The following is a 25,205-nucleotide window of genomic DNA, read 5'->3' on the forward strand; positions in this document are numbered from 1 at the left end:
GGCAAGTGGCAGAGCAGGTGTCGGGCACCCTGGGGGGCCCCGAAGGTGCCTGACACCCACAGGGTGTCAGGCACCTCACTGGCAAGGAAGTCGGACGCCTTGCCGCTCGCCTGCCCGGAAACCCGGAAATGCCCAAGCGGCCCGGCAGACCCGTGTGATATTCTGCCCCACGCCTTTTTTCCCTCACCCCGGCTGTTTTGCGCCATCATGTCCGCCGATTATCTGAAACGCATCCTGACCTCCAAGGTCTACGACGTCGCCGTCGAATCTCCGCTCGAAGCCGCTCCCCTGCTGTCGCAGCGAATTTCGAACACGGTGCTGCTCAAGCGTGAAGATACCCAGGCGGTGTTCAGCTTCAAGCTGCGCGGCGCCTACAACAAGATGGCCAACCTGGCGCCGGCGGCCCGCGCGCGCGGCGTCATCGCCGCTTCGGCGGGCAATCACGCCCAGGGCGTGGCCCTGGCGGCCAGCCGGCTGGGCTGCCGCGCCGTCATCGTCATGCCCACCACCAGCCCCCAGGTCAAGGTCGACGCCGTACGCCGCCTCGGCGGCGAGGTCGTGCTGGCCGGCGAAAGCTTCTCGGACGCCTATGCGCACGCCCAGAAGCTCGAAAAGAAAGAAAAACTGACGTTCGTCCACCCGTTCGACGACCCCGATGTCATCGCCGGCCAGGGCACCGTGGGCATGGAGATCCTGCGCCAGCACCCGGGCCCGATCGACGCCATTTTCGTGGCCATCGGCGGCGGCGGCCTGATCGCCGGCGTGGCCGCCTACGTCAAGCAACTGCGGCCCGAGATCAAGATCATCGGCGTGCAGACCGAGGATTCCGACGCCATGCTGCGCAGCGTGCGGGCCGGACGCCGGGTCCAGCTCAGCGACGTGGGCCTGTTCTCCGACGGCACGGCGGTCAAGATGGTAGGCGCCGAGACCTTCCGCCTGACGCGGCAATACGTGGACGATTTCGTGGTGGTCGACACCGACGCCATCTGCGCCGCCATCAAGGACGTCTTCACCGACACCCGCAGCGTGCTGGAACCGGCCGGCGCCATGGCGGTGGCCGCCGCCAAGCAGTACGCGGCCGAACACAAGCTCAAGGGCAAGACCCTGGTGGCCATCGCGTGCGGCGCCAACATGAACTTCGACCGCCTGCGCTTCGTGGCCGAGCGCGCCGAGGTCGGCGAAATGCGGGAAGCCGTGTTCGCCGTCACCATGCCGGAACAGCGCGGCAGCTTCCGCCGCTTCTGCGAACTGGTCGGCCACCGCAGCGTCACCGAGTTCAATTACCGCATATCCGACGCCGAGCGGGCCCATGTGTTCGTCGGCGTGCAGGTCAATTCGCCGGCCGAATCCGACAAGATCGCGGCCAACTTCCGTCGCCATGGCTTCGATACGCTCGACCTGACCCACGACGAAATGGCCAAGACCCACCTGCGCCACATGGTGGGCGGGCGTTCGGCGCTGGCCAGCCACGAACTGCTGTACCGCTTCGAGTTCCCCGAGCGCCCCGGCGCGCTGATGCGCTTCCTGAACGCCATGAACCCGGACTGGAACATCAGCCTGTTCCACTACCGCAACCAGGGCGCCGACTACGGCCGCATCCTGGTGGGCATCCAGGTGCCGCCCTCGGACAAGAAGCTATTCAAGACCTTCCTGGCCGAACTGGGCTACCCGCACTGGAACGAAACCGACAACCCCGCGTACCGGCTGTTCCTGTAGCCGCCGGGCGGTCGCCCTGGCAGCCGCCCAAAAAAGCGGAAGGGCCTCGAAGAGGCCCTTCCTTTCTAGGCACAGACACGTCCGGCGCAAACCTTCGCGGGGTCAGTTGTCACTCGACGGGCAGCGGAAAACCCGTGCATTCGGCAACCCGCGCCGGACGCGGCATGCGCTTAGAACCGGTGACGCAGACCGAACGCAACGGCAGTGCTGCGCAGGTCTTGCACGAACAGGTAGTCGTCCGCGTACGAGACATACGCGTACAGGTTGGTGCGCTTGCTCAGGTCATACGTGTAGCCCAGGCTGTAGACGTCCATCGAGGCGTCGTCGCCCAGGTGGTCGTCCTTGGGATCGGCGCGCTGCCAGGAAGCGAATACCTTGTGCGCGCCCAGGGGCACGGTGGCGCCCAGCATGTACGAATTGACCCGCGAGCCGTCCGCCAGGACGAAGTCGGGCACCGGCAAGCCGCGCGCGTCGGTGCTCACGAACCAGCCGTCGCGCGTCTGGCCGAAGGCGGCCGAGACCTTGACGACCTCGAAGTCGTAGGCCGCGCCGATGTTGTACTGCTGGATCCTGGCATCGGTATCGATGCTGCTTTCCGGGTTCATGCGATCGTAGGACAGGGCCACGGTCAGCGGGCCGTTGGCGTACTGCGCGCCGACGGTGATGACGCGGTTGTTGTCGCTGGTGCGGAAATTGCCCTCGCCGCTGGCGTTGAACGAATAGGCGACGCCCAGCTGCAGGCCCGAGAACGACGGGGTCTGGTACATGACCATGTTGTCCAGGCGCATGGTGTTGGCCGAACCGAAGGCCGTGCCCAGGTTGGCCGTTTCATAGCTCAGGCCGAACGGATCGATGGGGGTGAAGTACTTCGAGGCCAGGTTGGTCTGGCGGCCGAAGTCGAGGCGGCCCCAGGCATCGCTTTCCAGGCCGATGGTGGCCTGGCGCCCGAACATGCGGTTGTTCTGGGCGTGGTTGCCGGTATTCGGCGAGAAGCCGCCTTCCAGTTGGAAGACCGCCTTCAGGCCGTCACCCAGGTCCTCGGTGCCGCGCAGGCCGAAGCGCGAGCCGCTGTTCACGCCGTCGACGGCGCCAAAGCGGCTTTGCTTGGCATCGTGCAGCTTGATGCGGTTGTAGCCCAGACCCGCGTCGATCAGGCCGTACAGGGTAACGGAGGTCTCCGCCTGGGCCGCGCCCGCGAAGCCCGCGGCCAGGGCGACGGCCAGTAGCGTTTTCTTCATGATGATTCCCTAAAGCAAGGTGACAGGAAGGCCATGCGGGGCCGGCTCGCGAGGAGCCACGCGCCGCATGTTGCGTAAAAGTATCTTTCCAACTGCAAGAAGGATTAACCGCAGATTTGGCGAGCTGATAACCAAAAGCGCAGTTAATGCGTCCTACGTTGGGGGGATACCGCCTTCCGTCCCAGGGAAACGACGTCCTGGAAGCGCGGCCGCCAGCGCCGGATTCATGTCAAACAGGCAGGAGCGCGCCCCTGCCCACGTTGCATTTCAGCAACATTGACGGCCGCGCAGGCGCGGGCCGCGACGGGGCGAGGCGCCTCAGCGCGGTTCGGATGGGTAGTCCAGGTCGCCGAAGCTGACTTCGCCGGCGGCCTTGGCGGCCTCCAGCTCGGCCCGCACCTGCGCGCGGGTCTTGCGCGTGGCGGGCGGCCGTTCCGGCGGGTAGTCGAGGTCGCCGGAGCTCATCTCGCCGGCGGCGCGGGCGCGGGCGAGTTCCGCGCGCACCTGGGCGCGGGTCTTGTACGAGGCGGCGGGCGCCGGTGGCGGGTAGTCGAGGTCGCCGGAGGGGATCTGGCCGGCCGCGCGGGCGGCGGCCAGTTCGGCGCGCACCTGGGCGCGGGTCTTGCCGGGGGGCTTGGCGGACATGCGGGTCACCGTGCTGATCGCGCCGACCAAGCGGCGACGGGCCTCATGATACCGCCGCCCCTGCCTTCCAGTATTGGTATCGTTACGGTGCCGCGGCCCGGCGCGCCCATTGCGCAAGGTCATGCCACGGCTGTTCGCCCGCCGCGACGGCGCCGATTGTTCCATTTTCGACAAACGCATTGTCCATCGTGATGGGATATGTTTTCGCCAGGCATTGAACCTGAAGAGCACCATGGATATCCAGCTCAACGACATCGCGCTGTTCGTCGAAGTCGCCAAGCGCAAGAATTTCAGCCACGCCGCTGAAGCCCTGAATATTCCCGCCTCGACGCTGTCGCGGCGGGTCAGCGAGCTTGAACAGAGCATCGGCATGAAGCTGCTGAACCGCAGCACGCGCCGCATCGAGCTGACCGAGGCCGGGCTGGTGTACTTCGAGCGGTGCCGCCCCATCGTGGAAGAAGCCCGCGTGGCGCACGACCAGCTGCTGGACATGGCGGCGCAGCCCAAGGGCCGGCTGCGCATCTCCATGCCGTCGAGCCTGGCCCAGTTGTTCCTGCCGGCGGTGATCCGCGAATTCCGCACGCTGCACCCGGACATCGAATGCGATTTCGACCTGAACATGCAGCACATCGATCCCATCAGCAATCCGTACGACCTGGTGCTGCGGTTCGGCAAGCAGCCGGACTCCAGCCTGGTGGCCCGCCAGATCGTCCTGATGCAACACCGCCTGTACGCCTCGCCGCAGTACCTGGCCTTGCATGGCGAACCGCGCGCGCCGGCCGACCTGGGCCATCACGAATGCCTGCGGCCGGCCATGAGCGAAGCGTTTTCGTACTGGGTGCTGCATTCGGGCGAAAAGGTCGAACGCGTCGCGGTGTCGGGCCGGCTGGCGGCCAACAACATCGGCATGCTGTCGCGCCTGGCTAGCCAGGGGCTGGGCATCGCGCCGCTGCTGGTGTTCGACACCATCGGCCAGCCGATCCGCAACAAGGGCCTGGTGCCGGTGCTGCCCGACTGGACGCTGACGCCGGTGCCGCTGTTTGCCTTGCTGCCGTCGCGCGCCATTCCCGCCAAGACGCGCGCTTTCCTGGACTTCATCCAGCCGCGGCTCAGCGAGCCCGCTTCCTGGGCAATGGCCGAAGCCGCCTGAACGGCCGGCCTATTCCGCGCTGTCGTAGCTGCAGACCGTGAACAGCGGCGTGCCGGTGGCGGCCACCTTGCCGGAGCCGCCCAGCTCGGGCAGGTCGATGATGGCGGCGGCCTCGACCACATTGGCGCCCAGGCGCTGCAGCAGCTTGATGGCGGCCAGCATGGTGCCGCCGGTGGCGATCAGGTCGTCGACCAGCAGCACGCGCTGGCCAGTGCGCACCGAATCGGTGTGCATTTCGACGGAAGAATTGCCGTATTCGAGGGTGTATTCCTCGGCCACGGTGCGAAACGGCAGCTTGCCCTGCTTGCGCACCGGCACGAAGCCGAGGTTCAGTTCGTAGGCCAGCACGCTGCCGATGATGAAGCCGCGCGCGTCCACGCCGGCCACCAGGTCGAGGCGCTGGCGCATGTAGCGGTAGACGAACAGGTCGATCAGGACGCGGAAGGTGCGCGGATCCTGCAGCAGCGGAGTGATGTCGCGGAAGATCACGCCGGGCCGGGGCCAATCGGGGACGCTGCGGATGGTGCGCCGGATGAGTTCGGCGGTGTCGGTCTGCATGGGAACGCCCCGGAAAAATGAAGCAAGGCGAACTATAACCGTGTGGCCGATGTTAGGCCAGATCGGCGGCCGCCAGGCGGCCGCCGCGCAACCGCAGGCAGCGGTCCACCGTGCCGGGCGGCAGGCTGGCGTGCGTGACCAGGATCACGGTGCGGCCGCGCGCCGCGCCGGCCAGGTCGCGGAAGAACGCCTCCTGCGTGGCCATGTCCAGGCCCGCGGTCGGCTCGTCCAGGGCCAGGACCGGCGCAGGCGACAACAGGGCGCGCGCCAGGCACAGGCGGCGCGCCTGGCCGGCCGACAAGCTGGCGCCCGTCTCGCCGACCCAGGTATCCAGCCCGTCCGGCAGGCTGCGCACGAATTCGCCCAGGCGCGCCGCGTCCAGGGCCGACCACAAGGCGGCATCGGCGGCGCCGGGCGCGCCGATCAGCAGGTTGGTGCGCAGCGTGCCGAGGAAAACCGGCGCATCCTGGCTCAGCCATGCCACGCGCCGATGCAGTTCGGCCTGGGCGGCGTGGCGCACGTCCACGCCGCCGAAGCTCACTCGACCGGATCGGGGGTCTTCGAGCCGCAACAGGAGCTGCAACAGCGTGGACTTGCCGGCCCCGCTGGGGCCGATGATCGCGACGCGTTCCCCCGGGGCGATGCGCAGATCGATCCCGTCGAGCACCGCCGGCCCGGCCTGCCCGTCGGCGGCCGGATAAGCGAAATGGACCTGCTGGAACTCGACCGCCCCGCTGATCGGCAAGGCTTGCGGCGCGGCGGGGTCGCGCTGGTCGGGCGACTGTTGCATGACCGCCCCGATGCGCCCGGCGGCGGCCACCGCGCCGCCCAGCCGCGCGGCGCCGCGCATCAGCGGCCCGGCCACCTCGAACAGGCCGAGCACGGCCAGCAGCAGGCCGGCCAGCAGCGGGCCGCCGAGCTCGCCGCGCGCCAGCGCGTCGAGCCCGAACCACAGGACCGCCACCACACAACCGCCGGCGGCGACCTGCAACAGCCACAGGCCGGCCGCGGCCGTGCGGGCCTGCGCGTCGCGCGCCCGGGCCGCCGCGGCGCACTGGCCGGCGAAGCGCGCGCGAGCCTGGCCGGCGGCATGCAGGACGACCAGGTCGGCGTGGCCTTGCACGGCTTCCAGGGTGGCGGCGCGCAGGGCGGCCAGGCTTTCCTGGGCGGCACGGCCCGGCCGGCGCGCGGCCAGGGCCAGCCAGGCCGGGATCGCCAGGGTGACGATGCCCATGGCCAGCGCGAGGATCGCGCCCGCGACGGGCAGCCGGTACCCGAGCACGCCGGCCAGCAATGCGCCGGCGGCGGCGGCGGTCGCAACGGGCGCCAGTACATGGAGGAAGACCGTGTCCAGCGCATCGACATCGCCGGTCAGCCGGGCCACCAGGTCGCCGCCGCGATACCGCGCCAGTTGCCGCGGCGTCAGGCGCACCAGGGCGTCGAACACCCGCGTGCGCAGGTCGGTCAGCAGGCGCAGCGTGGCGGCATGGCCGACCAGCCGCTCGGCATAGCGCGAGGCGATGCGCACGAACGACAGCAGTCGCACCAGGGCCGACGGCACGAAGAGATTGAATGCCGTGCCGGCGCCGGCCAGCGCGGCGGCGCTGAGGAACCAGCCCGATACGCCCAGCAGGCCGACGCCGGCGGCGATGGTAAGCAAGGCCAGCGCGAGGGCCGCCAGCAGGCCGCGCCAGCGGCGGCGATACAGCGGCAGCAGCAGGCGCAGCGACCTCATGCGGGCTCCAGCGTGCCGCGCGCCAGGCGCACGACGCGCGGCAGGCGCGCCGCCACGGCGGGCGCATGGGTTGCCAGCAGCAAGGTGCGGCCGCGGGCAAAGGACAGGATTTCGTCCAGCACCTGCACCTGGGTGACATCGTCCAGGTGGGCCGTGGGCTCGTCCAGCAGGATCAGCCCAGGGTCGCGCAGGAACAGCCGCGCCAGGGCGACCCGCTGCATCTGCCCGCCGGACAGGCCGTGGCCGCCCTCGCCCAACTGCGTCTGCAGTCCGGCCGGCATGGCCTGCGTGAAGGCCAGCACATGGGCGCGGCGGGCGGCCTCGCGCACTTGTCCATCGGTGGCATCGGGGCGCCCCAGGCGGATGTTGGCGGCAATGCTGCCGGCGAACAGGTAAGGCCGCTGCCCGATCAGGGCCACGCGGGCGCGCAATGCCGCCTCGTCCCAGTCCGCCAGCGGCCGGCCGTCGATACGGATCTCGCCGGCGCAGGGCCGCAGCCGGCACAAGGCTTCGAGCAACGTGGTCTTGCCCGCGCCGCTGGCGCCCATCAGCGCCATATGGGCGCCAGCCGGCAGGTCGAGCCGCGCTGCGTCGAGCACCGGGACGGGCCGTCCGGCGACCGGCACGGTCAGGCCGCGCGCCTGCAACGCGGCCGCCCCGGACCCGGCCGGCACGGGCGCCTGGGACGGCTGGCGCGGCGCGGCCGCCTCGGGCAGCCCGTCGAAGACCTGGGCGATCTGCGCCACCGCCGCGCGGGCGGCGGCCCGGTCGTGGTAATGGGCGGCGAACTGGCGCAGCGGCGCATAGACTTCCGGCGCCATCAGCAGGCAGAAGAACCCGGTCTGCAGGGTCAGCGGCGTAGCGCGCAGGTCGAGAAACCCCAGGTAGGTAAGGCCGAAATACACGGCGATACCCGCCACGCCGAGCGCCGCGAAAAACTCGAGCACGGCCGATGACAGGAAGGCGATGCGCAGCACGGCCATCGTGCGCCGCCGCAGGGCCTCGCTGGCCGCGGCCACGGCCTGCCCCTCGGCCTCGGCGCGGCCATACAGTTTCAGGGTGACCAGGCCGCGCAGCCGGTCGGCGAAAAAGCCCGACAGCCGGGCGAAGGCGCGCAAATGGCGGCGGCTGGCCGCCTCGGCGCCCCACCCCACCAACGCCATGAACAGCGGGATCAGCGGCGCGGTGACCAGCAGCAGCACCCCCGCCACCAGGTCGAATGGCAGCAACGCCACGGCAAACGCCGGCGGCAGTACCGCCGCCGCGATCACGGCCGGCAGGTAGCGGGAGAAAAAACCGTCGAGCGCATCGACCTGGTCGACCACTGCGCTGGCCAGCTCACCCGAAACGCGCGTGCGCGACCAGGCGGGACCCTGCGCGAGCAGGCGCTCGAACAGGGCCAGCCGGACCGACTGCTTGATGCGCTCGGCGGCGCGCGCGCTGGCGCGCTCGGCCAGCCAGGCCAGCCCGGCGCGGGCCAGCATCAGCCCGGCGATCACGCCGATGGCGCCGGCCAGTTCGGCGCGCGGCGCCTGTCCCGCAATGGCGGCGTCGAGCAGGCGCGCCAGCCACCAGGCCTGCAGCAGCAACAACACGCCGCCGGCCAGGGGCGCCGCCGCGGCCAGGCCGAGCGGCCCGCGCACGGTGCGCGCCTGCGCCGCCAGCCAGCGCGCGTGTTCGGGCGACGACGGGCGCGACGCGGCGGGGTCGCGCTCCAGGCCCGCGATACCGCTCACGCGTCGCCGGAGGGCTTGGCCGGGTCGTGTTCAGCGCCTTCGCGCAGTTCGAACCACATGGCATTCAGGATGGCGAACGCGCAGGCCAGGCTCAAGCCGAGAATCCACGAGAAATACCACATGAGCGGCTCCTAGTAAGAATTGGGCGTGCCGCCCACCGATTCCTGCGTGACCTTGCCGCGCATCACGCGATAGACCCATGCGGTGTACACGGTGATGATGGGCAGGAAGAACAGCACGGCCAGCAGCATGATCCACAGCGTCAGCCGGCTGGACGAGGCGTCCCAGACGGTCAGGCCGAAACGCGGGTCGGTCGAGGACGGCATCAGGAACGGGAACAGCGCCAGCCCGACCGTGAGGATGACGCCGGCGATGGCCAGCGACGACACGATGAACGCCAGCCAGTTGGCCCGCAGCGTCAAGAGCAGCGCCACCAGCAGCGCGCCGCCCACGCCCAGCGCGGGCGCGATCCAGGCCAGCGGCCATTTCTCGAAATTGGCCATCCAGCCGCCGGGCTGCGCCGTCACCGCCTTGAGCAGCGGGTCGGAGGCCGCCATGGCGTTGGCCGGGCCGCTCAGGACATGGCCATCGATGCCGCCGGCCACCCAGACCCCGCCCGCCACGAACAGCGCCGCGGTCAGGATGGCGGCGACACGGCCGGCCTGCCGCGCGCGCTCGGCGACGGCGCCGTCGGTGCGCCAGGCCAGCACGATGGCGCCGTGCATGACCAGCATGGCCAGGCTCAGCAGGCCGGCCAGCAGCGCGAACGGGCTGAACAACTGGTAGAAGTGGCCGTGGTACACCGGCCGCAGCATGGCGCCGTCGAAACCGAACGGCACGCCGACGACCAGGTTGCCCATTGCCACGCCGAACACCAGCGAAGTCACCACGCCCGACGCGCACAGGACGTTGTCCCAGGTCTGGCGCCAGCGCGTGCCTTCCATCTTGCTGCGGTACTTGAATCCCACCGGCCGCACGATCAGCGCCACCAGGGCCAGCATCATGGCCAGGTAGAAGCCCGAGAACGAGGCCGCATACAGCAGCGGCCAGGCCGCGAAGATGGCGCCCCCCGCGGTGATGAGCCAGACCTGGTTGCCTTCCCAGACGGGGCCCACCACGTTGATCACCACGCGCCGCTCGATGTCGGTGCGCGCCACCACGGGCAGCAGCGCCGCCACGCCCAGGTCGAAGCCGTCCATGACCGCGAAACCGATCAGCAGCAGGCCCAGCAATACCCACCAGATGACCCGCAAGGTCGCGTAGTCGAAAGGAATGAGACTGTCCATTTGCGAGCTCCGTGGTCAGGCGGCGTCGATGGCCGCGATGGCGGGGTCGGCCGACGCCCCGGCAGAGACGGGCTTGTCCGGCTTCGGGCCGGCCTTGATGGCGTGCAGCATGACCTTCACGCCGATGACCAGCAACACCGTGTACAGCACCAGGAAGATAGTCAGGCTGATCAGCAGGTCGCTCATGGAGAGGCCCGAGGCCGCGTAGTAGGTGGGCAGCACGCCCTCGATCACCCACGGCTGGCGGCCGTACTCCGCCACGAACCAGCCGGACTCGATGGCGACCCATGGCAAGGGCAGGCTCCAGAGCGCCACCTTGAGCAGGGCCGGCCGGCTGTCGAGCCTGCCGCGCGAGGCGAGCCAGAAGGCCACGCCGAAGAACAGGATCAGGTACAGCCCCACCGCGACCATGATGCGGAAGGCCCAGAACAGCGGCGCCACGTTCGGGATGGTGTCGAGCGCCGCCTGCTGGATATCGGCCTCGGTGACCTTGGAGAGGTCCGGCTGGTGGCGCTTGACCAGCAGCGCATAGCCCAGGTCGGGCCACAGCCGGTCGAGCGTCATGCGGGCTTCGGTGTCATTGGGGTTGGCGCGGATGCGCTCCATTGCCGCGTAGGCCTGCAGGCCCTCGCGGATGCGGAACTCGGCGCGCTTGACCAGGTCGTCGATGCCCAGCAGCGGCGTGGTGAGCGAGCGCGTGCCGATGATGCCCATGACGTAGGGAATCTCGATCGCGAAGTCGTTCTTGCGCTCGGCCTGGTTGGGAATGGCGAACAGGTTGAAGCTGGCCGGCGCGGGCTCGGTATGCCACATGGCCTCCATGGCCGCGATCTTCATCTTCTGGTGCTCGGTGGTCAGGTAGCCGCTTTCGTCGCCCAGCACCACTACGGACAGCGCCGAGGCCAGCCCGAAGCTGGCGGCCACCGCCATGGAGCGCTTGGCCAGGTCGACGTGGCGCCGCCGCAGCAGGTACCAGGCGCTGATCGACATGACGAACATGGCGCCGGCCACATAGCCGGCGCTGACCGTATGCACGAACTTGGCCTGCGCCACGGGGTTGAAGATGACCGCGGCGAAATCGGTCATCTCCATGCGCATGGTGTCGGGGTTGAACACCGCGCCCACCGGGTTCTGCATCCAGCCGTTGGCGATCAGGATCCACAGCGCCGAGAAGTTGGTGCCGAACGCGACCAGCCAGGTCACGATGAGGTGGCCGACCTTGGACAGGCGGTTCCAGCCGAAGAAGAACAGGCCGACAAAGGTGGCTTCCAGAAAGAAGGCCATCAGGCCTTCCAGCGCCAGGGGCGCGCCGAAGACGTCGCCGACGTAGTGGCTGTAGTACGACCAGTTCATGCCGAACTGGAATTCCATCACCACGCCGGTGGCCACGCCCAGCGCGAAGTTGATGCCGAACAGCGTGCCCCAGAACATGGTCATGCGGCGCCAGATGTCGCGGCCGGTCATGACGTACACGCTTTCCATGATGGCCAGTATGAAGGACAGGCCCAGCGTGAGCGGCACGAAGATGAAGTGGTACATGGCTGTCGCGGCGAACTGGAAGCGCGACAGATTGACGACGTCGAGATCGATCATGGACAGCTCCCTAGCAGACAGCAAACCACGAAGGCACGCACATGCCGAGGTCGATACGACAGCAGGCCCGCGATGCGGGACGCCGCGGCAAGTTCATGGGGATACTCCTCGATTTGTGCCGCGGTGTCATTCCCGGCCCCGCAGCTTGCCGGCAAAATCCAACACTTTTTGAACCTTGGTGCCCAGTTTCATCAGGCTTTGCAGCGTCTCGGGCGGCAGGCGGTGCACTTCGTCGAACCAGCCCGTGGACAATTCGATGAGCTCGAGCATTTCGCGCATGCGCTGCTGGGCATAGGCCTCGGAGGCGCCGGCGGGCGGCGCGAGCAGCGTGTCGCGCAACAGAGTGAGCGTGGGGTCGATTTCGCGCTTGCGCTTTTCTTCCATGAGGATGCGGAAGATTTCCCAGACATCCTTGGGCGACTCGAAATAGTCGCGCCGGTCGCCCACCTGGTGCACCAGCTTGACCAGGCGCCACGACTGCAGCTCCTTGAGCCCCATGCTGACGTTGGAACGGGAAAAACCCAGGGCTTCGGCGATGTCGTCCGCGTGCAGCGGCTGCGGCGACAGGAACAGCAGGGCGTAGATCTGCCCCACGGTGCGGTTGACCCCCCACCGGCTGCCCATTTCGCCAAAATGCAGGACGAAGCGTTCGGTCTGGGGGCTGAGCGTCATAAAAATTCTGTTACTTCGATTTCAGTAATTCCTGAAATTATCGAACCAACAGAAAGAGAATGCAAGCTCGTTGCGAATTGGCAAAGCAGCGTCCAGGCGGGAAAGCTAGGCGGGCACGACTGGCCCGCCTGCGTTTTATGTGCGCACGGCTACCGTGGCAGCGACGCGCCCGGCTTTTTCGCGGGCCGCGTCCACGTCGGCCGCCACCGCCAGGGCTACGCCCATGCGGCGCTTCACGTAGGATTCCGGCTTGCCGAACAGCCGGATGTCCGTGCCGGGCTCGGCCAGGGCCTCGGCCACGTGGTGGAACGACACCCCGCGCGCATCCACCCCGCCGTAGATGACGGCGCTGGCGCCAGGCTGGCGCAGCGAGGTGTCGACCGGCAGGCCCAGCAGGGCGCGGGCGTGCAACTCGAATTCGCTCTGGACCTGGCTGATCATCGTGACCATGCCGGTATCGTGCGGGCGCGGGCTGACCTCCGAGAACCAGACCTGGTCGCCCGCCACGAACAGCTCCACCCCGAATACGCCCAGCCCGCCGAGCTCGGTGGTGATGGCGCGGGCGATCTCGCGCGCGCGCTCGAGCGCCGCGGGGCGCATGGGATGCGGCTGCCAGCTCTCGACGTAGTCGCCGTCGACCTGGCGGTGGCCGATCGGGTCGCAGAAGTGGGTGTGCACCGTGCCGTCGGCCCCCCGCGCGCGCACCGTGAGCAGGGTGATCTCGTAGTCGAAGCGGATGAAGCCCTCGACGATGATGCGGCCCGCGCCCACCCGGCCGCCTTCCTGGGAATAGCGCCACGCGCCGGCGATGTCATCGGGCCCGTGGATGACCGACTGCCCCTTGCCGGAGGACGACATGACCGGCTTGACCACGCACGGGTAGCCGATGCCGCCGTCGATGGCCTGGCGCAGCTCGGCCTCGCTGTCGACGAAACGGTACGGCGAGACCGGCAGTTGCAGGGTCTCGGCGGCCAGGCGGCGGATGCCCTCGCGGTTCATGGTCAGCTGGGCGGCGCGCGCGGTCGGGGTGACGCGCACCGCGCCGGCCGCCTCGAGCTCGACCAGGACATCCGTGGCGATGGCCTCGATCTCGGGCACGACCACGGCGGGGCGCTCCTGCTCGATGATGCGGCGCAGGGCCGGCGCGTCGGTCATGGGGATGACGTGCGCGCGATGCGCCACCTGGTGGCCGGGCGCGTCGGCGTAGCGGTCGACCGCCACGACCTCGGCCCCCAGCCGCTGCAAGGCAATGATGACCTCCTTGCCGAGTTCGCCGGCGCCCAGCAGCATGACGCGGGTAGCCGAGGCGGACAGGGGCGTGCCCAGCACGGGCGCGGGAAACGAAGACATGATGTGACGGCCTGGAAAAAGAGTTGAAACCGGAAATTGCGCCGCCAGCATGCCATAGCCCCCCCGGCGCCAGCAACCTGCCATACTACGATTAAAATCCCGCCATGACTGAGCATCCCCATTCTTCGTCCGAAGCCGCCCTCGACTCGGCGCGCCGCACCCTGCAGGTCGAGGCGCAAGCCATCCACGACCTGTCGGCCCGGCTGGACGACGGTTTCTCGCGCGTGGTCGACATGCTGCTGGCCTGCCGCGGCCGCGTGGTCGTCAGCGGCATCGGCAAGACCGGCCACATCGCCCGCAAGATCGCCGCCACCTTCGCCTCGACCGGCACGCCGGCGTTCTTCGTGCATGCCGCCGAGGCCATCCATGGCGACCTGGGCATGATCACCCGCGACGACGTGCTGATCGCGATCTCGCATTCCGGCTCCGGCCAGGAATTGCTGACGATCCTGCCGGTGGCGCGCCGCATGGGCGCCGGCCTGATCGCCATGACCGGCAACCCGTCTTCCGAGCTGGCGCGGCTGGCCGACCTGCACCTGGACACCAGCGTGGCGCAGGAGGCCTGCCCGCTCAACCTGGCGCCCACTGCCAGCACTACCGCCGCGCTGGCGCTGGGCGACGCGCTGGCCGTGGCCTGCCTGGAAGCGCGCGGCTTCGGCCCCGAGGACTTCGCCCGCTCGCACCCGGGCGGCACGCTGGGACGCCGGCTGCTGACCCACGTGCGCGACGTCATGCGCAAGGGCGCGGCGCTGCCCACGGTGGCCCAGGATTCCCCCCTGTTCCCTGCGCTGGAAGAGATGTCGGCCAAGGGCATGGGCATGACCATCGTGCTCGACGCCGCCGGCAAGCCGGCGGGCATCTTCACCGACGGCGACCTGCGCCGGCTGATCGAGCGCCATGGCGACATCCGCAACCTGACGGTGGCCCAGGGCATGACGCGCATGCCGCGCAGCATCGGGCCGGATGCCCTGGCCGTCGAAGCGGCCCGCCAGATGGACGAACAGCGGCTCAGCCAGATGCTGGTGCTGGATGCCGACGGTTCGCTGCTGGGCGCCCTGCACATGCACGACCTGATGGCCGCCAAGGTGGTATGACCATGACAACCTCCCCCTCCGCCACCCATCCCGCCGAAGCCCTGGTGCTGGCCCGCATCGCGCCGGCCGTGCGCGAGCGCGCCGCCGCCGTGCGTCTGATGGTCTTCGACGTCGACGGCGTGCTCACCGACGGCAGCCTGTATTACGGCGAAAACGGCGAACTGTTCAAGCGCTTCCACGCGCTGGACGGCCACGGCCTGCGCCTGCTGATCGAGGGCGGCCTGAAGGTCGCCCTGGTCACCGGCCGCTCGGGCCCCATCGTGGACCGCCGCGCCGCCGAACTGGGCATCGCCGAAGTCCACCAGGGCGTGCGCGACAAGGCCGCCGCGCTGGCGGAACTCGCCCAGCGCAATGGCGTCGAACTGACACAGACCGGCTACATGGGCGACGACATCATCGACCTGCCCGCCATGCAGCGCGCCGGCTTCGCCGCCAGCGTCGCCAATGCGCCGGGCTATATCGCCCAGGCTGCGCACTGGGTCGCGTCGCAGCCGGGCGGCAGCGGCGCGGTCCGCGAATGCTGCGACCTGCTCCTGGCCGCGCAAGGCCGGCTGGGCGCCTTCATGATGGCGCCGGGCCTGCTGGGCCCCGGCGCCATCCAGTAACCGCCGCCACGGCATGAAAGAACGTCTCCCCTCCCTGATCGCGCTGTTCCTGCTGATCGCGCTCGTCGCCGGCACCTGGTGGGCCGCCGACTACGCGCAGCGCGCCATACCGGTCGACCCGCCGCGCCGCCTGACCCACGAAATGGATTCCTGGGGGCGGGATTTCGTCATGCTGCGCACCGACCCCACGGGCAAGCCGATCAACCGCCTCGAAGGCGACTATGTCCAGCATTTTCCCGACGACGATTCCTACCACGTGACGGCGCCGCGCGCGATCGGCCAGCAGGCCGAGAACCCGGTCACGGTCGGCACCTCCAAGACCGCCATCATGGAGCGCGACGGCAAGCGCATCATCATGAACGGCGAGGCGCATGTGCACCGCCAGCCCGACGCCAACAACGACGCGCTCGACGTGCGCAGCGAGCAGCTCATCATCCTGCCCGACGAGGACGTGGTCTACACCGACCTGCCGGCCGTGGTCGTGAAGGGCCGTTCGCGCATGAGCGGCACCGGCATGCACTACAACAACAAGACCCGGCAACTCCAGGTGTCGGCCTCCACCGACGTCAAGATCGACGGCTCCGAAACACGCCAGCGCCAGTCGCGCGAATCAACCCAGAATCGACCATGATCCATTCCCGCCCCCTTCTCGCCTCGACGCGGCTAATCGGCGCCCTGCTGCTGGGCGCGGCCATGTGCGCGCAGGCGCAGCAACAGAACGCGCCCGCCGAAGAGCCGAGCACGCTGATCCTGTCCGACACGCTGCACTACGACGACGTGAAGCGGCAGAGCATCTTCACCGGCAATGTGGTGCTGACGCGCGGCCTCATGAAACTGACCGCCGACCGGCTGGAAGTCCATGAAGACGCAGCCGGCAACCAGTACGGCACCGCCACCGCCGAGAAAGGCAAGATCGTCACCATTCGCCAGGAACGCCCCGAGACGTACGAAGTCATCGAGGGCAAGGGCCTGCGCGCCGAGTACGACGGCACCAAGAGCCAGTTCGACCTGATCGGGCAGGCGGTCGTCACCCGCTACATCTGCGGCAAGCCGTTCGACACCATCCGGGGCGAACGGGTGCGCTATAACGAGAAAACCGGCGTCTACCAGGCCCAGGGCGGCCCCAATTCGTCGGCGCCCGGCGGCCGCGTGCGATCGCTGGCCGAGCCGCGCGCCAAGGCCGACGCCGCCATCGCCGAATGCCGCGCCAGGGGCGGCAAGGGCGCCAAGCAAGGCAGCTGACCGCCCCCTCGCCTAATCCGAACGCATCCACGATGACCCAGACTTCCAAGCCATCTTCCCCCGCCCCGGGCGTCAAGCAGGGCAGCCTGCGCGCCACCGGCCTGCGCAAGATCTACAACGGCCGCACGGTCGTGCAGGATGTTTCGCTGTCGGTCGTCAGCGGCGAGGTCGTGGGGCTGCTGGGCCCCAACGGGGCCGGCAAGACCACCAGCTTCTACATGATCGTCGGCCTCGTGCCCGCCGATGCGGGCCGCATCGAGATCGACGACGCCCCGATCACCGCCATGCCCATCCACAAGCGGGCGCGCATGGGCCTGTCGTACCTGCCGCAGGACGCCTCGGTATTCCGGCGCCTGACCGTCGAGCAGAACATCCGCGCCGTGCTCGAACTGCAGATCGACGCCGACGGCAAGACCTTGTCGGAACCCCAGATCAAGGAACAGCTCGAGGCGCTGCTGGACGAACTGCAGATCGGCCACATCCGCGGCAACGCCGCCATTTCGCTGTCCGGCGGCGAGCGCCGCCGCGTGGAAATCGCCCGCGCGCTGGCCACGCGGCCGCGCTTCATCCTGCTGGACGAGCCGTTCGCCGGGGTGGACCCGATCGCCGTGATCGAAATCCAGCGCATCGTGCGCTTCCTCAAGGGACGCGGCATCGGCGTGCTGATCACCGACCACAACGTGCGCGAAACCCTCGGCATCTGCGACCGCGCCTACATCATCAGCGAAGGCAAGGTGCTGACCGACGGCCAGCCCGACGAGATCGTCGGCGACCCGGCCGTCCGGCGCGTCTACCTGGGCGAACACTTCCGCATGTAACCCAGCCGCGCCCGCGCGGCAAGCCCCCTCCCGCCCCGGGAAAACCCCTGCCCACGGCCGCCCTGGGAGGACGCTTGCGCTTGTCCCGGCGCAACTTGTTTTACCCGCCAGAGTCTATACACTAGTACTGAACGCCGCCGTTTTCCGCGGCGGCGCAAAGCCTCTTTTCACCCTTTCTACAGGAGACCCTTTTACAAAATCCCTCGCGCGATTCGCGCACCCATTTCTCTTTTTCAAGGAAGGAGAGCGCACTATGAACCTGAGCATCTGCGGTCGTCACCTCGACGTCACCCCGGCCATCCGGGAATATGTCATGAATAAACTGGCGCGAGTGCTGCGGCATTTCGATCACGTGATCGATACCCAGGTCATGCTCTCAGTAGAGCCCCTGCGGCACAAAGCCGAAATCACCATGAGACTGCGCGGCAAGGACATCCACTGCGAGGCAGTGGACGAAAACCTCTACGCAGCCATCGACCTGCTGGCCGACAAGATCGATCGCCAGGTCCTCAAGCACAAAGACAAGGTGCAAAGCCATTCAGCCGAGTCGGTGAAGCGACAAGCCGCTGCCATCGCGCAGCAGAATCCGTAGTCCCGCGCCTCACCTTTCGCTCGCGCCGAGCATGCGCCCGAGCTTGAAACCCACGATCCCACCGGTGGATCATCCGACCCCGGTGTCCCGCAGGATGCAGTACCCATCCCGTCGGGGCATCGGCTAGACACTCCCCCCTCCCATTAGCGTCCGGAACCGACTATGCTGTCGCGTTCACAAGGCTCGCCGCCGCCGTGCGTTTTTGCACTGCGGCATATAACCATATAATGACCCGCATGAATCATTTGTCGCGCATCCTACCCGCCGGCAACATCGTGCTCGACATGAACGCCACCAGCAAGAAACGGGCGTTCGAGCAGGCCGGGCTACTTTTCGAAAACCATCATGGCCTGGCCCGGACCGTCGTGTTCGACAGCCTGTTCGCCCGTGAGCGCCTCGGCTCGACCGCGCTCGGCCAGGGCGTGGCGGTGCCGCACGGCCGCGTCAAGGGGCTGGAGCAGCCCCTGGCCGCGTTCATCCGGCTGGCGCAGCCCGTCGCGTTCGACGCCCCCGACGGCCAGCCGGTCACCATGCTGATGTGCCTGCTGGTGCCCGAGACCGCCACCCAGCAGCACCTGGATATCCTGGCCGAACTGGCGCAGCTCATGTCCAACAAGGCGTTGCGCGAAGGCCTGGCCACCGAATCCGATCCGGCCGAAGTCCACCGGATGCTCACCACGGGCCAACGCTGACCTCCGCGGAGTCGCTGCCATGCTTACCGTGCAGGAACTGGTCGACGACAACGCCGACAAAATCCCCTTCAACTGGATCGCCGGCCACGGCGCCGCCGACCGGGCGATCCGCGACGACGGCATGGCGGCCGCCGACCTGGTCGGCCACCTGAACCTCATCCACCCCTCGCGCATCCAGGTGTTCGGCCAGGAGGAACTGGCCTATTACAGCCGCTTCGACCTGCGCCGCCGCACGCACCACATGGACGAGCTGCTGATCGGCGGCGTGCCGGCCATCCTGCTGGCCGACGGCCTCACCCCGCCGCAGGACCTGATCGACCAGTGCGAACAGCACCAGGTGCCGCTGCTGTCCACCCCGGTGGCGGCGGCCCAGCTCATCGACCTGTTGCGCATCTACCTGGGCAAGAAGCTGGCGCCCACCACCACCGTGCACGGCGTCTTCATGGACGTGCTCGGCCTGGGGGTGCTGATCACCGGCGAGTCAGGGCTGGGCAAGAGCGAACTGGCGCTGGAACTGATCTCGCGCGGGCATGGCCTGGTGGCCGACGACGCGGTGGAATTCTCGCGCACCGCGCCCAGCATGATCGAAGGACACTGCCCGCCGCTGTTGCAGAACATGCTCGAAGTGCGCGGGCTGGGGCTGCTGGACATCCGCACCATTTTCGGCGAGACCTCGGTGCGCCGCAAAATGCGCCTGAAACTGATCGTCCACCTGGTGCGCGCCACCGCGCAGGACAAATTCGAGCGCCTGCCCCTACAGGACATCACCCAGGACATGCTCGGCCTGCCGGTGCGCAAGGTGATGCTGCAGGTCGCGGCCGGCCGCAATCTCGCCGTGCTGGTCGAGGCGGCCGTGCGCAATACCATCCTGAAGCTGCGCGGCATCGACACCCTGGGCGAGTTCATGGAACGCCAGGCCATGGCGATCCTGCAGAGCAGCAAATAGCCCCGCCATCGGGCGGGGCTCTGCCCAGGGCGGGCCGGCCCTAGTCGAGCGTCGCGGCGCTGCGCACGCGCTTGACGTCGAACGCGGTGACCGAGCCCGCGCCATTGCCCCAGCTGGACCGCACATACGACACCAGCGCCGCCACGTCGGCATCGCCCAGCAACGGGCCGAACGGCGGCATGCCGTGCGGACGCGGGTTGGCCGCCGTGGCGGGGGCGTAGCCGCCGTCCAGCACCACGCGGATCGTGTTGACGGGCGACGGCGCGGTGACGGTCGGGTTGCCCGCCAGCGCCGGCCACGCCTGGCCGCTGCCGGAGCCGTCGGCCTGGTGGCATTGCACGCAATGCTGCTCGTACAGCTGGCCGCCGCGCTGCATCAGGGCGGCGCCGGCCGGGCGCCCCGGCACGGGCTTCGTCTCGGCGGCGGGCAAGGACTTCAGGTAGGCGCCGATTGCCAGGGCGTCGGCGTCGGTCAGGTATTGCGTGCTGCCGAGCACCACTTCGGCCATCGGCCCGGCGGCGCTCGAATGGCGCGCCATGCCGGTCTGCAGCAGGGTCGCGATGTCCTGCTCGCTCCAGCGCCCCAGCCCGGTAAGCGGATCGCCGTCCAGCGGCGGGGCGTACCAGTCCAGCCCGGCGATCAGGGCGCCGCCCAGGCGCTCGGCCCCGACGCTGGCGCCCAGGCGGTTGCGCGGCGCATGGCAGGCCGCGCAGTGGCCGAGGCCCTGCACCAGATAGCGGCCGCGGTTCCACTGCGCCGGCTGGTCGGGCTGGTCCTGCTGGACGCCGGGGCGGAAGTACAGCGCCCGCCAGACCGCCAGCAGCCAGCGCTGGTCGTAGGGGAACGCCAGGTCATGCGGGCGATTGGCCCGCTCGACCGGTTCGACGGTGCGCAGGAAGGCGTAGAGGGCATCGGCATCGGCCCGGGTAATGCGGGTGTACTCGGTATATGGAAACGCGGGATACAGCAGGCTGCCGTCGCGCGATTTGCCGTTGTGCAGCGCGCGCCAGAAATCGTCGGCGCTCCAGGTGCCGATGCCGGTCTGCCGGTCTGGCGTGATGTTCGGCCCGTACAGGGTGCCGAACGGGGTCGGGATGGGCGTGCCGCCGGCATAGGCCTGGCCGCCGCGGGCCGTATGGCAGGCCGCGCAATTGCCCAGCCGGGCCAGGTAGCGGCCGCGTTCGACGAGTTGGCCGGCGTCGGCCTGGACGGCGGCGGCGCCATCGGCGTCGTCTTCGCGAGTGCCCACCCAGTACAGGACGGAGATGCCCGCCGCCACGGCGAGCACCAGGACCAGCAGGAGTTGTTTGATGAGTTTCATGCCGCCCCCCTTAGTGCCCGGCCTGGCTGCCGCACTCGACCGGCAGGTCCGCCGACCCGGCCGGGTCGGGCTGGTAGGGCTCGACGATGGGGCGCGACGCCAGCCATGCCGACAGGGCGCCGATGTCCTGGGGGGGTGAGCTGGTCGGCGATGGCGGCCATGCAGTCCGGCTCCGCCGCCCGGCGCAGGCCGTTCTTCCAGCCGCCGATCTGCGCGGCGATGTAGTCGCGCGGCAGGCCCAGCAGGCCGGGAATGGCGGGGGCCAGCCCGCTGAACGCCGCCCCATGGCAGGCGGCACAGGCCGGCAGCCCGCGCTGCGGGTCGCCCTGGGTGGCCAGCAGCCGGCCTTGCTCCAGGACGGCGGCCGAGACGCCCGGCGCCGCCGGCGGCGGATACGGGACGTGCTGGTCGGCGAAGTAGGCCGCCATCTCGCGCAGGTAGTCGTCGGGCAGGCCGTCCAGCAAATGGGCCATGGGACGGTATTGGCGCCGCCCGTCGCGGAAATTCAGCAACTGGTGGTAGAGATAGTCGCGCGGCTTGCCGGCCAGCCGCGGATAGTAGCCATCCGTCCCTGCTTTACCCTGGTCGCCGTGGCAGGCGGTACAGGCGGCCACGCGCGCCTGCATGGTGTCCGGGCGCAGGGACTCGGCCTGTTGCGCCCCGGCGGGCCCGGCGGCCAGTGCCGCCATTCCCGCCGCGGCGGCCAGCGCGGCCCGGCCCGCAATACGGGAGAAAAGTGAAAATGCTGACATTCCTGGACAACATCGATGCAGAAGAAGGCCGCGCCTGGCGGGGAGCGGGAAGAGGAGCCCGCCCATGTTACAGGCCAATGGCGGTGTAATGCTATATCGGGCCGTATCAAGCGGGTATCACGACGGCAAAATCGTGCAACAATCAAGGCCATGTTGAAAGTCGTCCTCATCACCGGTATTTCCGGCTCGGGCAAGTCGGTCGCGCTGCGCATGCTGGAAGACGCCAGCTACACCTGCATCGACAACCTGCCGGTCCGCTTTCTCAGCGAAGTCATCGCCGGCGCACGCGACGACGGGCTGGAGCGGATAGCCATCGCCATCGACGTGCGCTCGCCGGGCGAACTGGCCGAACTGCCCGGGGTGATCACCGCACTGCGCGCCATGGGCACGTCGCTGCGCGTCGTGTTCCTGGACGCCAACACGAACACGCTGGTCCAGCGCTATTCCGAATCGCGCCGCCGCCATCCCCTGACCGACCGCCTGGCGCGCGGCGGCACGTCGCCGTCGCTGCTGGACTGTATCGCGCTGGAGCGCGACCTGCTGGCCCCCCTGCGCGAGCAGGAACATGTCATCGACACCTCCGACCTGACGCCGGGCCAGCTGCGCGCCTGGATCCGCGGCCTGATCCAGGCCGACCGGCCGCCGCTGGTGCTGACCTTCGAGTCATTCGCCTACAAGCGCGGCGTGCCCAGCGATGCCGACCTGGTCTTCGACGTACGCTGCCTGCCCAACCCCTACTATGATCGCAACCTGCGGCCCTTGACCGGCCGCGACGAACCGGTGGCGAACTGGCTGGCCAGCTTCGACATCGTCGGCCAGATGATCGACGATATCGCTGGCTACCTGGGCCGCTGGCTCCCGCAATACACGCAAGATACGCGCAATTACCTGACCGTTGCCATCGGTTGCACCGGCGGCCAGCACCGCTCTGTGTATGTGGTGGAGCAGCTGGCGCGCCGCTTCTCCGACCACACCCCCCTGCTGGTGCGGCATCGCACGCAATTGCCCGACGAACCCGCATGACGAGATCCCGACAACTATTCACGCTCCTGCTGATAAGCCTGGCCCTGGCGGTCGCGGGCTGCTCTTCGCCCAAGCCCCGCCAGACCGCCGGCGGCGGCTACTACCAGGACGACGGCCCCGACGCCAATCCGCCGGCCGGCCTGGAGAACCTGCCGGATGCCATCCCGCGCCTCGAACCGCTGGCCAGCGGCGCCAACCGGCCCTATACGGTGTTCGGCAAGCGCTATGTGCCCGACGACGGCGAGCAGCCCTACAAGGAGCGCGGCATCGCCTCCTGGTACGGCAAGAAGTTCCATGGCAAGCGCACCGCCATCGGCGAGGTCTACGACATGTACGAGATGACGGCGGCGCACCCGACCATGCCGCTGCCCAGCTACGCGCGGGTCACCAGCACGATCAACGGCAAAACCGTGATCGTGCGGGTGAACGACCGCGGCCCGTTCCACAGCAACCGCATCATGGACCTGTCGTATGCGGCGGCGCGCAAGCTGGGCATCATCAAGCCCGGCAAGGGCGAGGTCGTGGTCGAACGCATCCTGCCGGAGGAAATCCGCCTGGCGCAGGCCGACCGCCAGACCATGACCGACACCGCGCCGTCCCCCACGGTGCTCGCGTCGGCCAGCCCGTCCGGCCTGCCGCCCGAGCCGGCGGGGCTGACCATGACCGAGCTGGGCCCCGCGACGCCGGCCCCGGCGGCCGCGCCCGGCCAGGTGTACTTGCAGGTCGGCGCCTTCAGCGAGCCGGCCAATGCGCAATCGCTGCTGAGCCGGGTCAACCAGCAACTCGGCCCCGCCGCCGGCGACCCGCCGGCCACGGTGCAGCAGACCGGCAGCCTGTACCGCGTCAAGATCGGCCCCTATGCCGACCGGGCCAGCGCGCTGGACGCCGTCGGCCAGGTGGCCGATCGCATCGGCATCCTGCCCAACGTCGTCGGCCCCTGACCTACCAGGGCAGTTCGGCCTGGCCGCTGTCGACCCGGCGCGTGCGCGCGTGACGGCCCAGGTAGCGGTGCCCCTCGTGCGCCAGCAGGGCCTGCTTGCGCGGCAGCCCGCCGCCGAACCCGGTCAGCGAAGTGTCGCGGCCGATCACCCGGTGGCACGGAATGATGATGGAAATGGGGTTGCGGCCGATCGCCTGGGCCGCCGCCCGTACGGCCTTGGGCTTGCCGATGGCCGAGGCCAGTTCGCCGTAGCTGCAGGTCGCGCCGAACGGCAGGGCCAGCAAGGCTTGCCACACCGCCTGCTGGAACGGCGTGCCGAGCGGTTCCAGCGCCACCTCGAACTCGCGCCGCCGGCCGGCGAACCATTCGGCCAGTTCGGCGCGCGCCTGGCACAGCACCGCATGCGACGGCGCCAGGCGCCAGGCCGGCGACGGCGCGGGCAGGTCGTCCTGGTCCAGGAACCATGCGCCGCGCAGGGCGGTGTCGCTGGCGGCCAGCCGCAGCGGCCCCAACGGCGTATCGGTATCGAGATAGGCCACGGCCTCGGTGGCGGCCGGCGGCTTCATGATGCGGGGCGCCGCGCCAGCGCCAGGGCATAGAGGACATCGCGGGGCTGCCCGGTGACTTTCGCGGCCACCCGCGCCGCGTCGCGCACCGACAGGCTTTCGAGCAGCGCGTCGAGCAGCGCGCCGGTGGCCGGGTCGTCGGCGGCATGGACGATCAGCACGAATTCCCCCTGCTCGCGGTGCGGGTCGTCCGCCAGCCATTGCGCGGCCCGCGACAGCGGCATGGTGGCGATCTGCTCGAAGCGCTTGGTGAGTTCGCGCGCCACGGTCAGGCTGCGCTGCGGGCCGCAGACCTCGAGCAGGTCGGCCAGGGTCGCGGCCAGCCGGTGCGGCGACTCGAACATCACCACGGGCGCCGCCAGCGCGCACCAGGAACGCAGCCAGCGCTGGCGCGCCGCTGATTTGGACGGCGCGAAGCCGGCGAACGCGTAGGCCGGGTTCTCGTCGGAGGTGACGCCGCTGCCCATCAGGGCCGTGATGACGGCGCTCGGCCCCGGCACCGGCACCACCGCATAGCCCGCCTCGCGCACGGCGCGCACCACGCGGGCGCCGGGATCGCTGACCGCCGGCGCGCCGGCGTCGGACACCAGCGCGACCCGCTGCCCCTGCGCCAGCCGCTGGCAGATCTGTTGCGCGGCGGCGGCCTCGTTGTGGCGATGCGCCGCCATCAGCGGCGTGGCGATGCCCCAGGCATCGAGCAGGCTGCGGCTGGAGCGGGTGTCCTCGGCCGCGATCACGTCGGCGCGGGCCAGGGCCTGCCAGGCGCGCAGGCCGAGGTCGCCCAGGTTGCCGATGGGAGTGGCCACGACATACAGCGCGGCCTCGGGCCAATGCTGGCCGGCCACGCGCTCGGCCATGCGGGTCCAGGCGTCGCCGGCGGGTGCAAGCGGGACATTCTGATTCATTGACGGTGGCGGCTACGGGTGAAACTGTGC

At 69.3% G+C, this 25,205-nt stretch carries 25 protein-coding genes and 1 pseudogene; 12 read left to right on the forward strand and 14 right to left on the reverse strand.

What is annotated here, in order from left to right; genetic code table 11:
* The first annotated feature begins 207 nt into the window (after nt 1–207).
* Nucleotides 208–1,716, forward strand: a complete 1,509-nt coding sequence (gene ilvA, locus CAL24_RS21195; RefSeq protein WP_028354977.1) for a threonine ammonia-lyase, biosynthetic — start codon at nt 208–210, stop codon at nt 1,714–1,716.
* A gap of 170 nt (nt 1,717–1,886) precedes the next feature.
* Here ilvA and CAL24_RS21200 read toward each other — a convergent pair whose 3' ends face one another.
* Together CAL24_RS21200 and CAL24_RS21205 are read right to left on the reverse strand one after the other, a co-directional pair.
* Nucleotides 1,887–2,954: a porin gene (locus CAL24_RS21200; protein ID WP_094807824.1), complete on the reverse strand. Its 1,068-nt coding sequence runs from the start codon at nt 2,952–2,954 to the stop codon at nt 1,887–1,889.
* Nucleotides 2,955–3,272: 318 nt separating this feature from the next.
* On the reverse strand, nt 3,273–3,599 hold the full coding sequence (locus CAL24_RS21205; protein WP_094807881.1) for a DUF4148 domain-containing protein: 327 nt from the start codon (nt 3,597–3,599) through the stop codon (nt 3,273–3,275).
* 232 nt (nt 3,600–3,831) lie between these two features.
* Between CAL24_RS21205 and CAL24_RS21210 the strand changes: the two genes are divergently transcribed.
* Nucleotides 3,832–4,749: a LysR family transcriptional regulator gene (locus tag CAL24_RS21210; RefSeq protein WP_028354980.1), complete on the forward strand. Its 918-nt coding sequence runs from the start codon at nt 3,832–3,834 to the stop codon at nt 4,747–4,749.
* Between the two features lie 9 nt (nt 4,750–4,758).
* On the opposite strand, the gene CAL24_RS21215 is transcribed toward CAL24_RS21210, so the two are convergent.
* From CAL24_RS21215 to purT, 8 genes are all read right to left on the reverse strand, one after another.
* Nucleotides 4,759–5,307, reverse strand: coding sequence for an adenine phosphoribosyltransferase (locus tag CAL24_RS21215; RefSeq protein ID WP_094807825.1), 549 nt, complete (start codon nt 5,305–5,307; stop codon nt 4,759–4,761).
* Between the two features lie 52 nt (nt 5,308–5,359).
* Nucleotides 5,360–7,042 (reverse strand): thiol reductant ABC exporter subunit CydC, encoded by a 1,683-nt coding sequence (cydC, locus tag CAL24_RS21220; protein WP_094807826.1) that lies wholly within the window; start codon nt 7,040–7,042, stop codon nt 5,360–5,362.
* A complete protein-coding gene (cydD, locus tag CAL24_RS21225; protein ID WP_094807827.1) occupies nt 7,039–8,778 on the reverse strand; it encodes a thiol reductant ABC exporter subunit CydD in 1,740 nt (579 codons plus the stop codon). The genes cydC and cydD overlap by 4 nt, the downstream gene beginning before the upstream one ends.
* A complete protein-coding gene (gene cydX / locus CAL24_RS21230) occupies nt 8,775–8,900 on the reverse strand; it encodes a cytochrome bd-I oxidase subunit CydX (RefSeq protein ID WP_094807828.1) in 126 nt (41 codons plus the stop codon). Before cydX ends, cydD begins: the two co-directional genes overlap by 4 nt.
* A 9-nt stretch (nt 8,901–8,909) precedes the next feature.
* Nucleotides 8,910–10,064 carry a cytochrome d ubiquinol oxidase subunit II gene (gene cydB, locus CAL24_RS21235; protein ID WP_094807829.1) on the reverse strand — a complete coding sequence of 385 codons (1,155 nt, stop codon included), beginning with the start codon at nt 10,062–10,064 and terminating at the stop codon, nt 8,910–8,912.
* Nucleotides 10,065–10,079: 15 nt separating this feature from the next.
* Nucleotides 10,080–11,657, reverse strand: coding sequence for a cytochrome ubiquinol oxidase subunit I (locus CAL24_RS21240; protein ID WP_028354986.1), 1,578 nt, complete (start codon nt 11,655–11,657; stop codon nt 10,080–10,082).
* Nucleotides 11,658–11,783: 126 nt separating this feature from the next.
* Nucleotides 11,784–12,329, reverse strand: a complete 546-nt coding sequence (locus CAL24_RS21245; protein ID WP_028354987.1) for a GbsR/MarR family transcriptional regulator — start codon at nt 12,327–12,329, stop codon at nt 11,784–11,786.
* A gap of 135 nt (nt 12,330–12,464) precedes the next feature.
* Nucleotides 12,465–13,679: a formate-dependent phosphoribosylglycinamide formyltransferase gene (gene purT, locus CAL24_RS21250; RefSeq protein WP_028354988.1), complete on the reverse strand. Its 1,215-nt coding sequence runs from the start codon at nt 13,677–13,679 to the stop codon at nt 12,465–12,467.
* Nucleotides 13,680–13,783: 104 nt separating this feature from the next.
* On the opposite strand from purT, the gene CAL24_RS21255 reads away from it, so the two are divergent.
* The 8 genes from CAL24_RS21255 (at nt 13,784) to hprK (ending at nt 19,668) form a co-directional block, all read left to right on the forward strand.
* A complete protein-coding gene (locus tag CAL24_RS21255; protein ID WP_028354989.1) occupies nt 13,784–14,773 on the forward strand; it encodes a KpsF/GutQ family sugar-phosphate isomerase in 990 nt (329 codons plus the stop codon).
* Nucleotides 14,770–15,378, forward strand: coding sequence for a KdsC family phosphatase (locus CAL24_RS21260; protein WP_028354990.1), 609 nt, complete (start codon nt 14,770–14,772; stop codon nt 15,376–15,378). Before CAL24_RS21255 ends, CAL24_RS21260 begins: the two co-directional genes overlap by 4 nt.
* 13 nt (nt 15,379–15,391) lie before the next feature.
* The gene (gene lptC, locus CAL24_RS21265; RefSeq protein WP_094807830.1) at nt 15,392–16,009 is read left to right on the forward strand and encodes an LPS export ABC transporter periplasmic protein LptC; all 618 of its coding nucleotides are present in this window, start codon (nt 15,392–15,394) and stop codon (nt 16,007–16,009) included.
* Entirely contained in the window at nt 16,006–16,620 is a 615-nt protein-coding gene (gene lptA / locus CAL24_RS21270) for a lipopolysaccharide transport periplasmic protein LptA (protein WP_094807831.1), read from the forward strand. The genes lptC and lptA overlap by 4 nt, the downstream gene beginning before the upstream one ends.
* A gap of 32 nt (nt 16,621–16,652) precedes the next feature.
* On the forward strand, nt 16,653–17,438 hold the full coding sequence (gene lptB, locus CAL24_RS21275; RefSeq protein WP_028354993.1) for an LPS export ABC transporter ATP-binding protein: 786 nt from the start codon (nt 16,653–16,655) through the stop codon (nt 17,436–17,438).
* A gap of 253 nt (nt 17,439–17,691) precedes the next feature.
* Complete coding sequence (gene hpf, locus CAL24_RS21280; RefSeq protein ID WP_028354994.1) at nt 17,692–18,030, forward strand: ribosome hibernation-promoting factor, HPF/YfiA family; 339 nt, start codon at nt 17,692–17,694, stop codon at nt 18,028–18,030.
* Nucleotides 18,031–18,266: 236 nt separating this feature from the next.
* Nucleotides 18,267–18,722, forward strand: a complete 456-nt coding sequence (locus CAL24_RS21285; protein ID WP_028354995.1) for a PTS sugar transporter subunit IIA — start codon at nt 18,267–18,269, stop codon at nt 18,720–18,722.
* A 19-nt stretch (nt 18,723–18,741) separates the two neighbouring features.
* The gene (hprK, locus tag CAL24_RS21290; protein WP_028354996.1) at nt 18,742–19,668 is read left to right on the forward strand and encodes an HPr(Ser) kinase/phosphatase; all 927 of its coding nucleotides are present in this window, start codon (nt 18,742–18,744) and stop codon (nt 19,666–19,668) included.
* Nucleotides 19,669–19,708: 40 nt separating this feature from the next.
* Here the strand turns inward: hprK and CAL24_RS21295 are convergent, their stop codons facing one another.
* Together CAL24_RS21295 and CAL24_RS21300 are read right to left on the reverse strand one after the other, a co-directional pair.
* Nucleotides 19,709–20,989, reverse strand: a complete 1,281-nt coding sequence (locus CAL24_RS21295; RefSeq protein ID WP_094807833.1) for a c-type cytochrome — start codon at nt 20,987–20,989, stop codon at nt 19,709–19,711.
* Nucleotides 20,990–20,999: 10 nt separating this feature from the next.
* A pseudogene (locus tag CAL24_RS21300) lies at nt 21,000–21,741 on the reverse strand (c-type cytochrome).
* Between the two features lie 150 nt (nt 21,742–21,891).
* On the opposite strand from CAL24_RS21300, the gene rapZ reads away from it, so the two are divergent.
* Both rapZ and CAL24_RS21310 read left to right on the forward strand, forming a co-directional pair.
* The gene (rapZ, locus tag CAL24_RS21305; protein ID WP_028354999.1) at nt 21,892–22,764 is read left to right on the forward strand and encodes an RNase adapter RapZ; all 873 of its coding nucleotides are present in this window, start codon (nt 21,892–21,894) and stop codon (nt 22,762–22,764) included.
* On the forward strand, nt 22,761–23,705 hold the full coding sequence (locus CAL24_RS21310) for a septal ring lytic transglycosylase RlpA family protein (RefSeq protein WP_094807834.1): 945 nt from the start codon (nt 22,761–22,763) through the stop codon (nt 23,703–23,705). Before rapZ ends, CAL24_RS21310 begins: the two co-directional genes overlap by 4 nt.
* 1 nt (nt 23,706) lies before the next feature.
* Here CAL24_RS21310 and CAL24_RS21315 read toward each other — a convergent pair whose 3' ends face one another.
* Together CAL24_RS21315 and rsmI are read right to left on the reverse strand one after the other, a co-directional pair.
* Nucleotides 23,707–24,270, reverse strand: a complete 564-nt coding sequence (locus CAL24_RS21315) for a methylated-DNA--[protein]-cysteine S-methyltransferase (protein WP_028355001.1) — start codon at nt 24,268–24,270, stop codon at nt 23,707–23,709.
* The gene (gene rsmI, locus CAL24_RS21320; RefSeq protein ID WP_094807835.1) at nt 24,267–25,175 is read right to left on the reverse strand and encodes a 16S rRNA (cytidine(1402)-2'-O)-methyltransferase; all 909 of its coding nucleotides are present in this window, start codon (nt 25,173–25,175) and stop codon (nt 24,267–24,269) included. The genes CAL24_RS21315 and rsmI overlap by 4 nt, the downstream gene beginning before the upstream one ends.
* Between the last annotated feature and the right edge of the window lie 30 nt (nt 25,176–25,205).

It is taken from the genome of Bordetella genomosp. 2 (assembly GCF_002261345.1).
Classification (GTDB): Bacteria; Pseudomonadota; Gammaproteobacteria; order Burkholderiales; family Burkholderiaceae_B; genus Bordetella_A.

Coding starts and splice junctions, on each gene's coding strand:
- CAL24_RS21205 (WP_094807881.1), bottom strand. CDS start 3,599: ATGTCCGCCAAGCCCCCCGGCAAGACCCGCGCCCAGGTGCGCGCCGAA.
- CAL24_RS21315 (WP_028355001.1), bottom strand. CDS start 24,270: ATGAAGCCGCCGGCCGCCACCGAGGCCGTGGCCTATCTCGATACCGAT.
- lptB (WP_028354993.1), top strand. CDS start 16,653: ATGACCCAGACTTCCAAGCCATCTTCCCCCGCCCCGGGCGTCAAGCAG.
- CAL24_RS21200 (WP_094807824.1), bottom strand. CDS start 2,954: ATGAAGAAAACGCTACTGGCCGTCGCCCTGGCCGCGGGCTTCGCGGGC.
- hpf (WP_028354994.1), top strand. CDS start 17,692: ATGAACCTGAGCATCTGCGGTCGTCACCTCGACGTCACCCCGGCCATC.
- CAL24_RS21240 (WP_028354986.1), bottom strand. CDS start 11,657: ATGATCGATCTCGACGTCGTCAATCTGTCGCGCTTCCAGTTCGCCGCG.
- CAL24_RS21255 (WP_028354989.1), top strand. CDS start 13,784: ATGACTGAGCATCCCCATTCTTCGTCCGAAGCCGCCCTCGACTCGGCG.
- purT (WP_028354988.1), bottom strand. CDS start 13,679: ATGTCTTCGTTTCCCGCGCCCGTGCTGGGCACGCCCCTGTCCGCCTCG.
- CAL24_RS21215 (WP_094807825.1), bottom strand. CDS start 5,307: ATGCAGACCGACACCGCCGAACTCATCCGGCGCACCATCCGCAGCGTC.
- ilvA (WP_028354977.1), top strand. CDS start 208: ATGTCCGCCGATTATCTGAAACGCATCCTGACCTCCAAGGTCTACGAC.
- lptC (WP_094807830.1), top strand. CDS start 15,392: ATGAAAGAACGTCTCCCCTCCCTGATCGCGCTGTTCCTGCTGATCGCG.
- rapZ (WP_028354999.1), top strand. CDS start 21,892: ATGTTGAAAGTCGTCCTCATCACCGGTATTTCCGGCTCGGGCAAGTCG.
- CAL24_RS21245 (WP_028354987.1), bottom strand. CDS start 12,329: ATGACGCTCAGCCCCCAGACCGAACGCTTCGTCCTGCATTTTGGCGAA.
- CAL24_RS21285 (WP_028354995.1), top strand. CDS start 18,267: ATGAATCATTTGTCGCGCATCCTACCCGCCGGCAACATCGTGCTCGAC.
- lptA (WP_094807831.1), top strand. CDS start 16,006: ATGATCCATTCCCGCCCCCTTCTCGCCTCGACGCGGCTAATCGGCGCC.
- hprK (WP_028354996.1), top strand. CDS start 18,742: ATGCTTACCGTGCAGGAACTGGTCGACGACAACGCCGACAAAATCCCC.
- cydB (WP_094807829.1), bottom strand. CDS start 10,064: ATGGACAGTCTCATTCCTTTCGACTACGCGACCTTGCGGGTCATCTGG.
- cydC (WP_094807826.1), bottom strand. CDS start 7,042: ATGAGGTCGCTGCGCCTGCTGCTGCCGCTGTATCGCCGCCGCTGGCGC.
- CAL24_RS21295 (WP_094807833.1), bottom strand. CDS start 20,989: ATGAAACTCATCAAACAACTCCTGCTGGTCCTGGTGCTCGCCGTGGCG.
- CAL24_RS21210 (WP_028354980.1), top strand. CDS start 3,832: ATGGATATCCAGCTCAACGACATCGCGCTGTTCGTCGAAGTCGCCAAG.
- rsmI (WP_094807835.1), bottom strand. CDS start 25,175: ATGAATCAGAATGTCCCGCTTGCACCCGCCGGCGACGCCTGGACCCGC.
- cydX (WP_094807828.1), bottom strand. CDS start 8,900: ATGTGGTATTTCTCGTGGATTCTCGGCTTGAGCCTGGCCTGCGCGTTC.
- CAL24_RS21260 (WP_028354990.1), top strand. CDS start 14,770: ATGACCATGACAACCTCCCCCTCCGCCACCCATCCCGCCGAAGCCCTG.
- CAL24_RS21310 (WP_094807834.1), top strand. CDS start 22,761: ATGACGAGATCCCGACAACTATTCACGCTCCTGCTGATAAGCCTGGCC.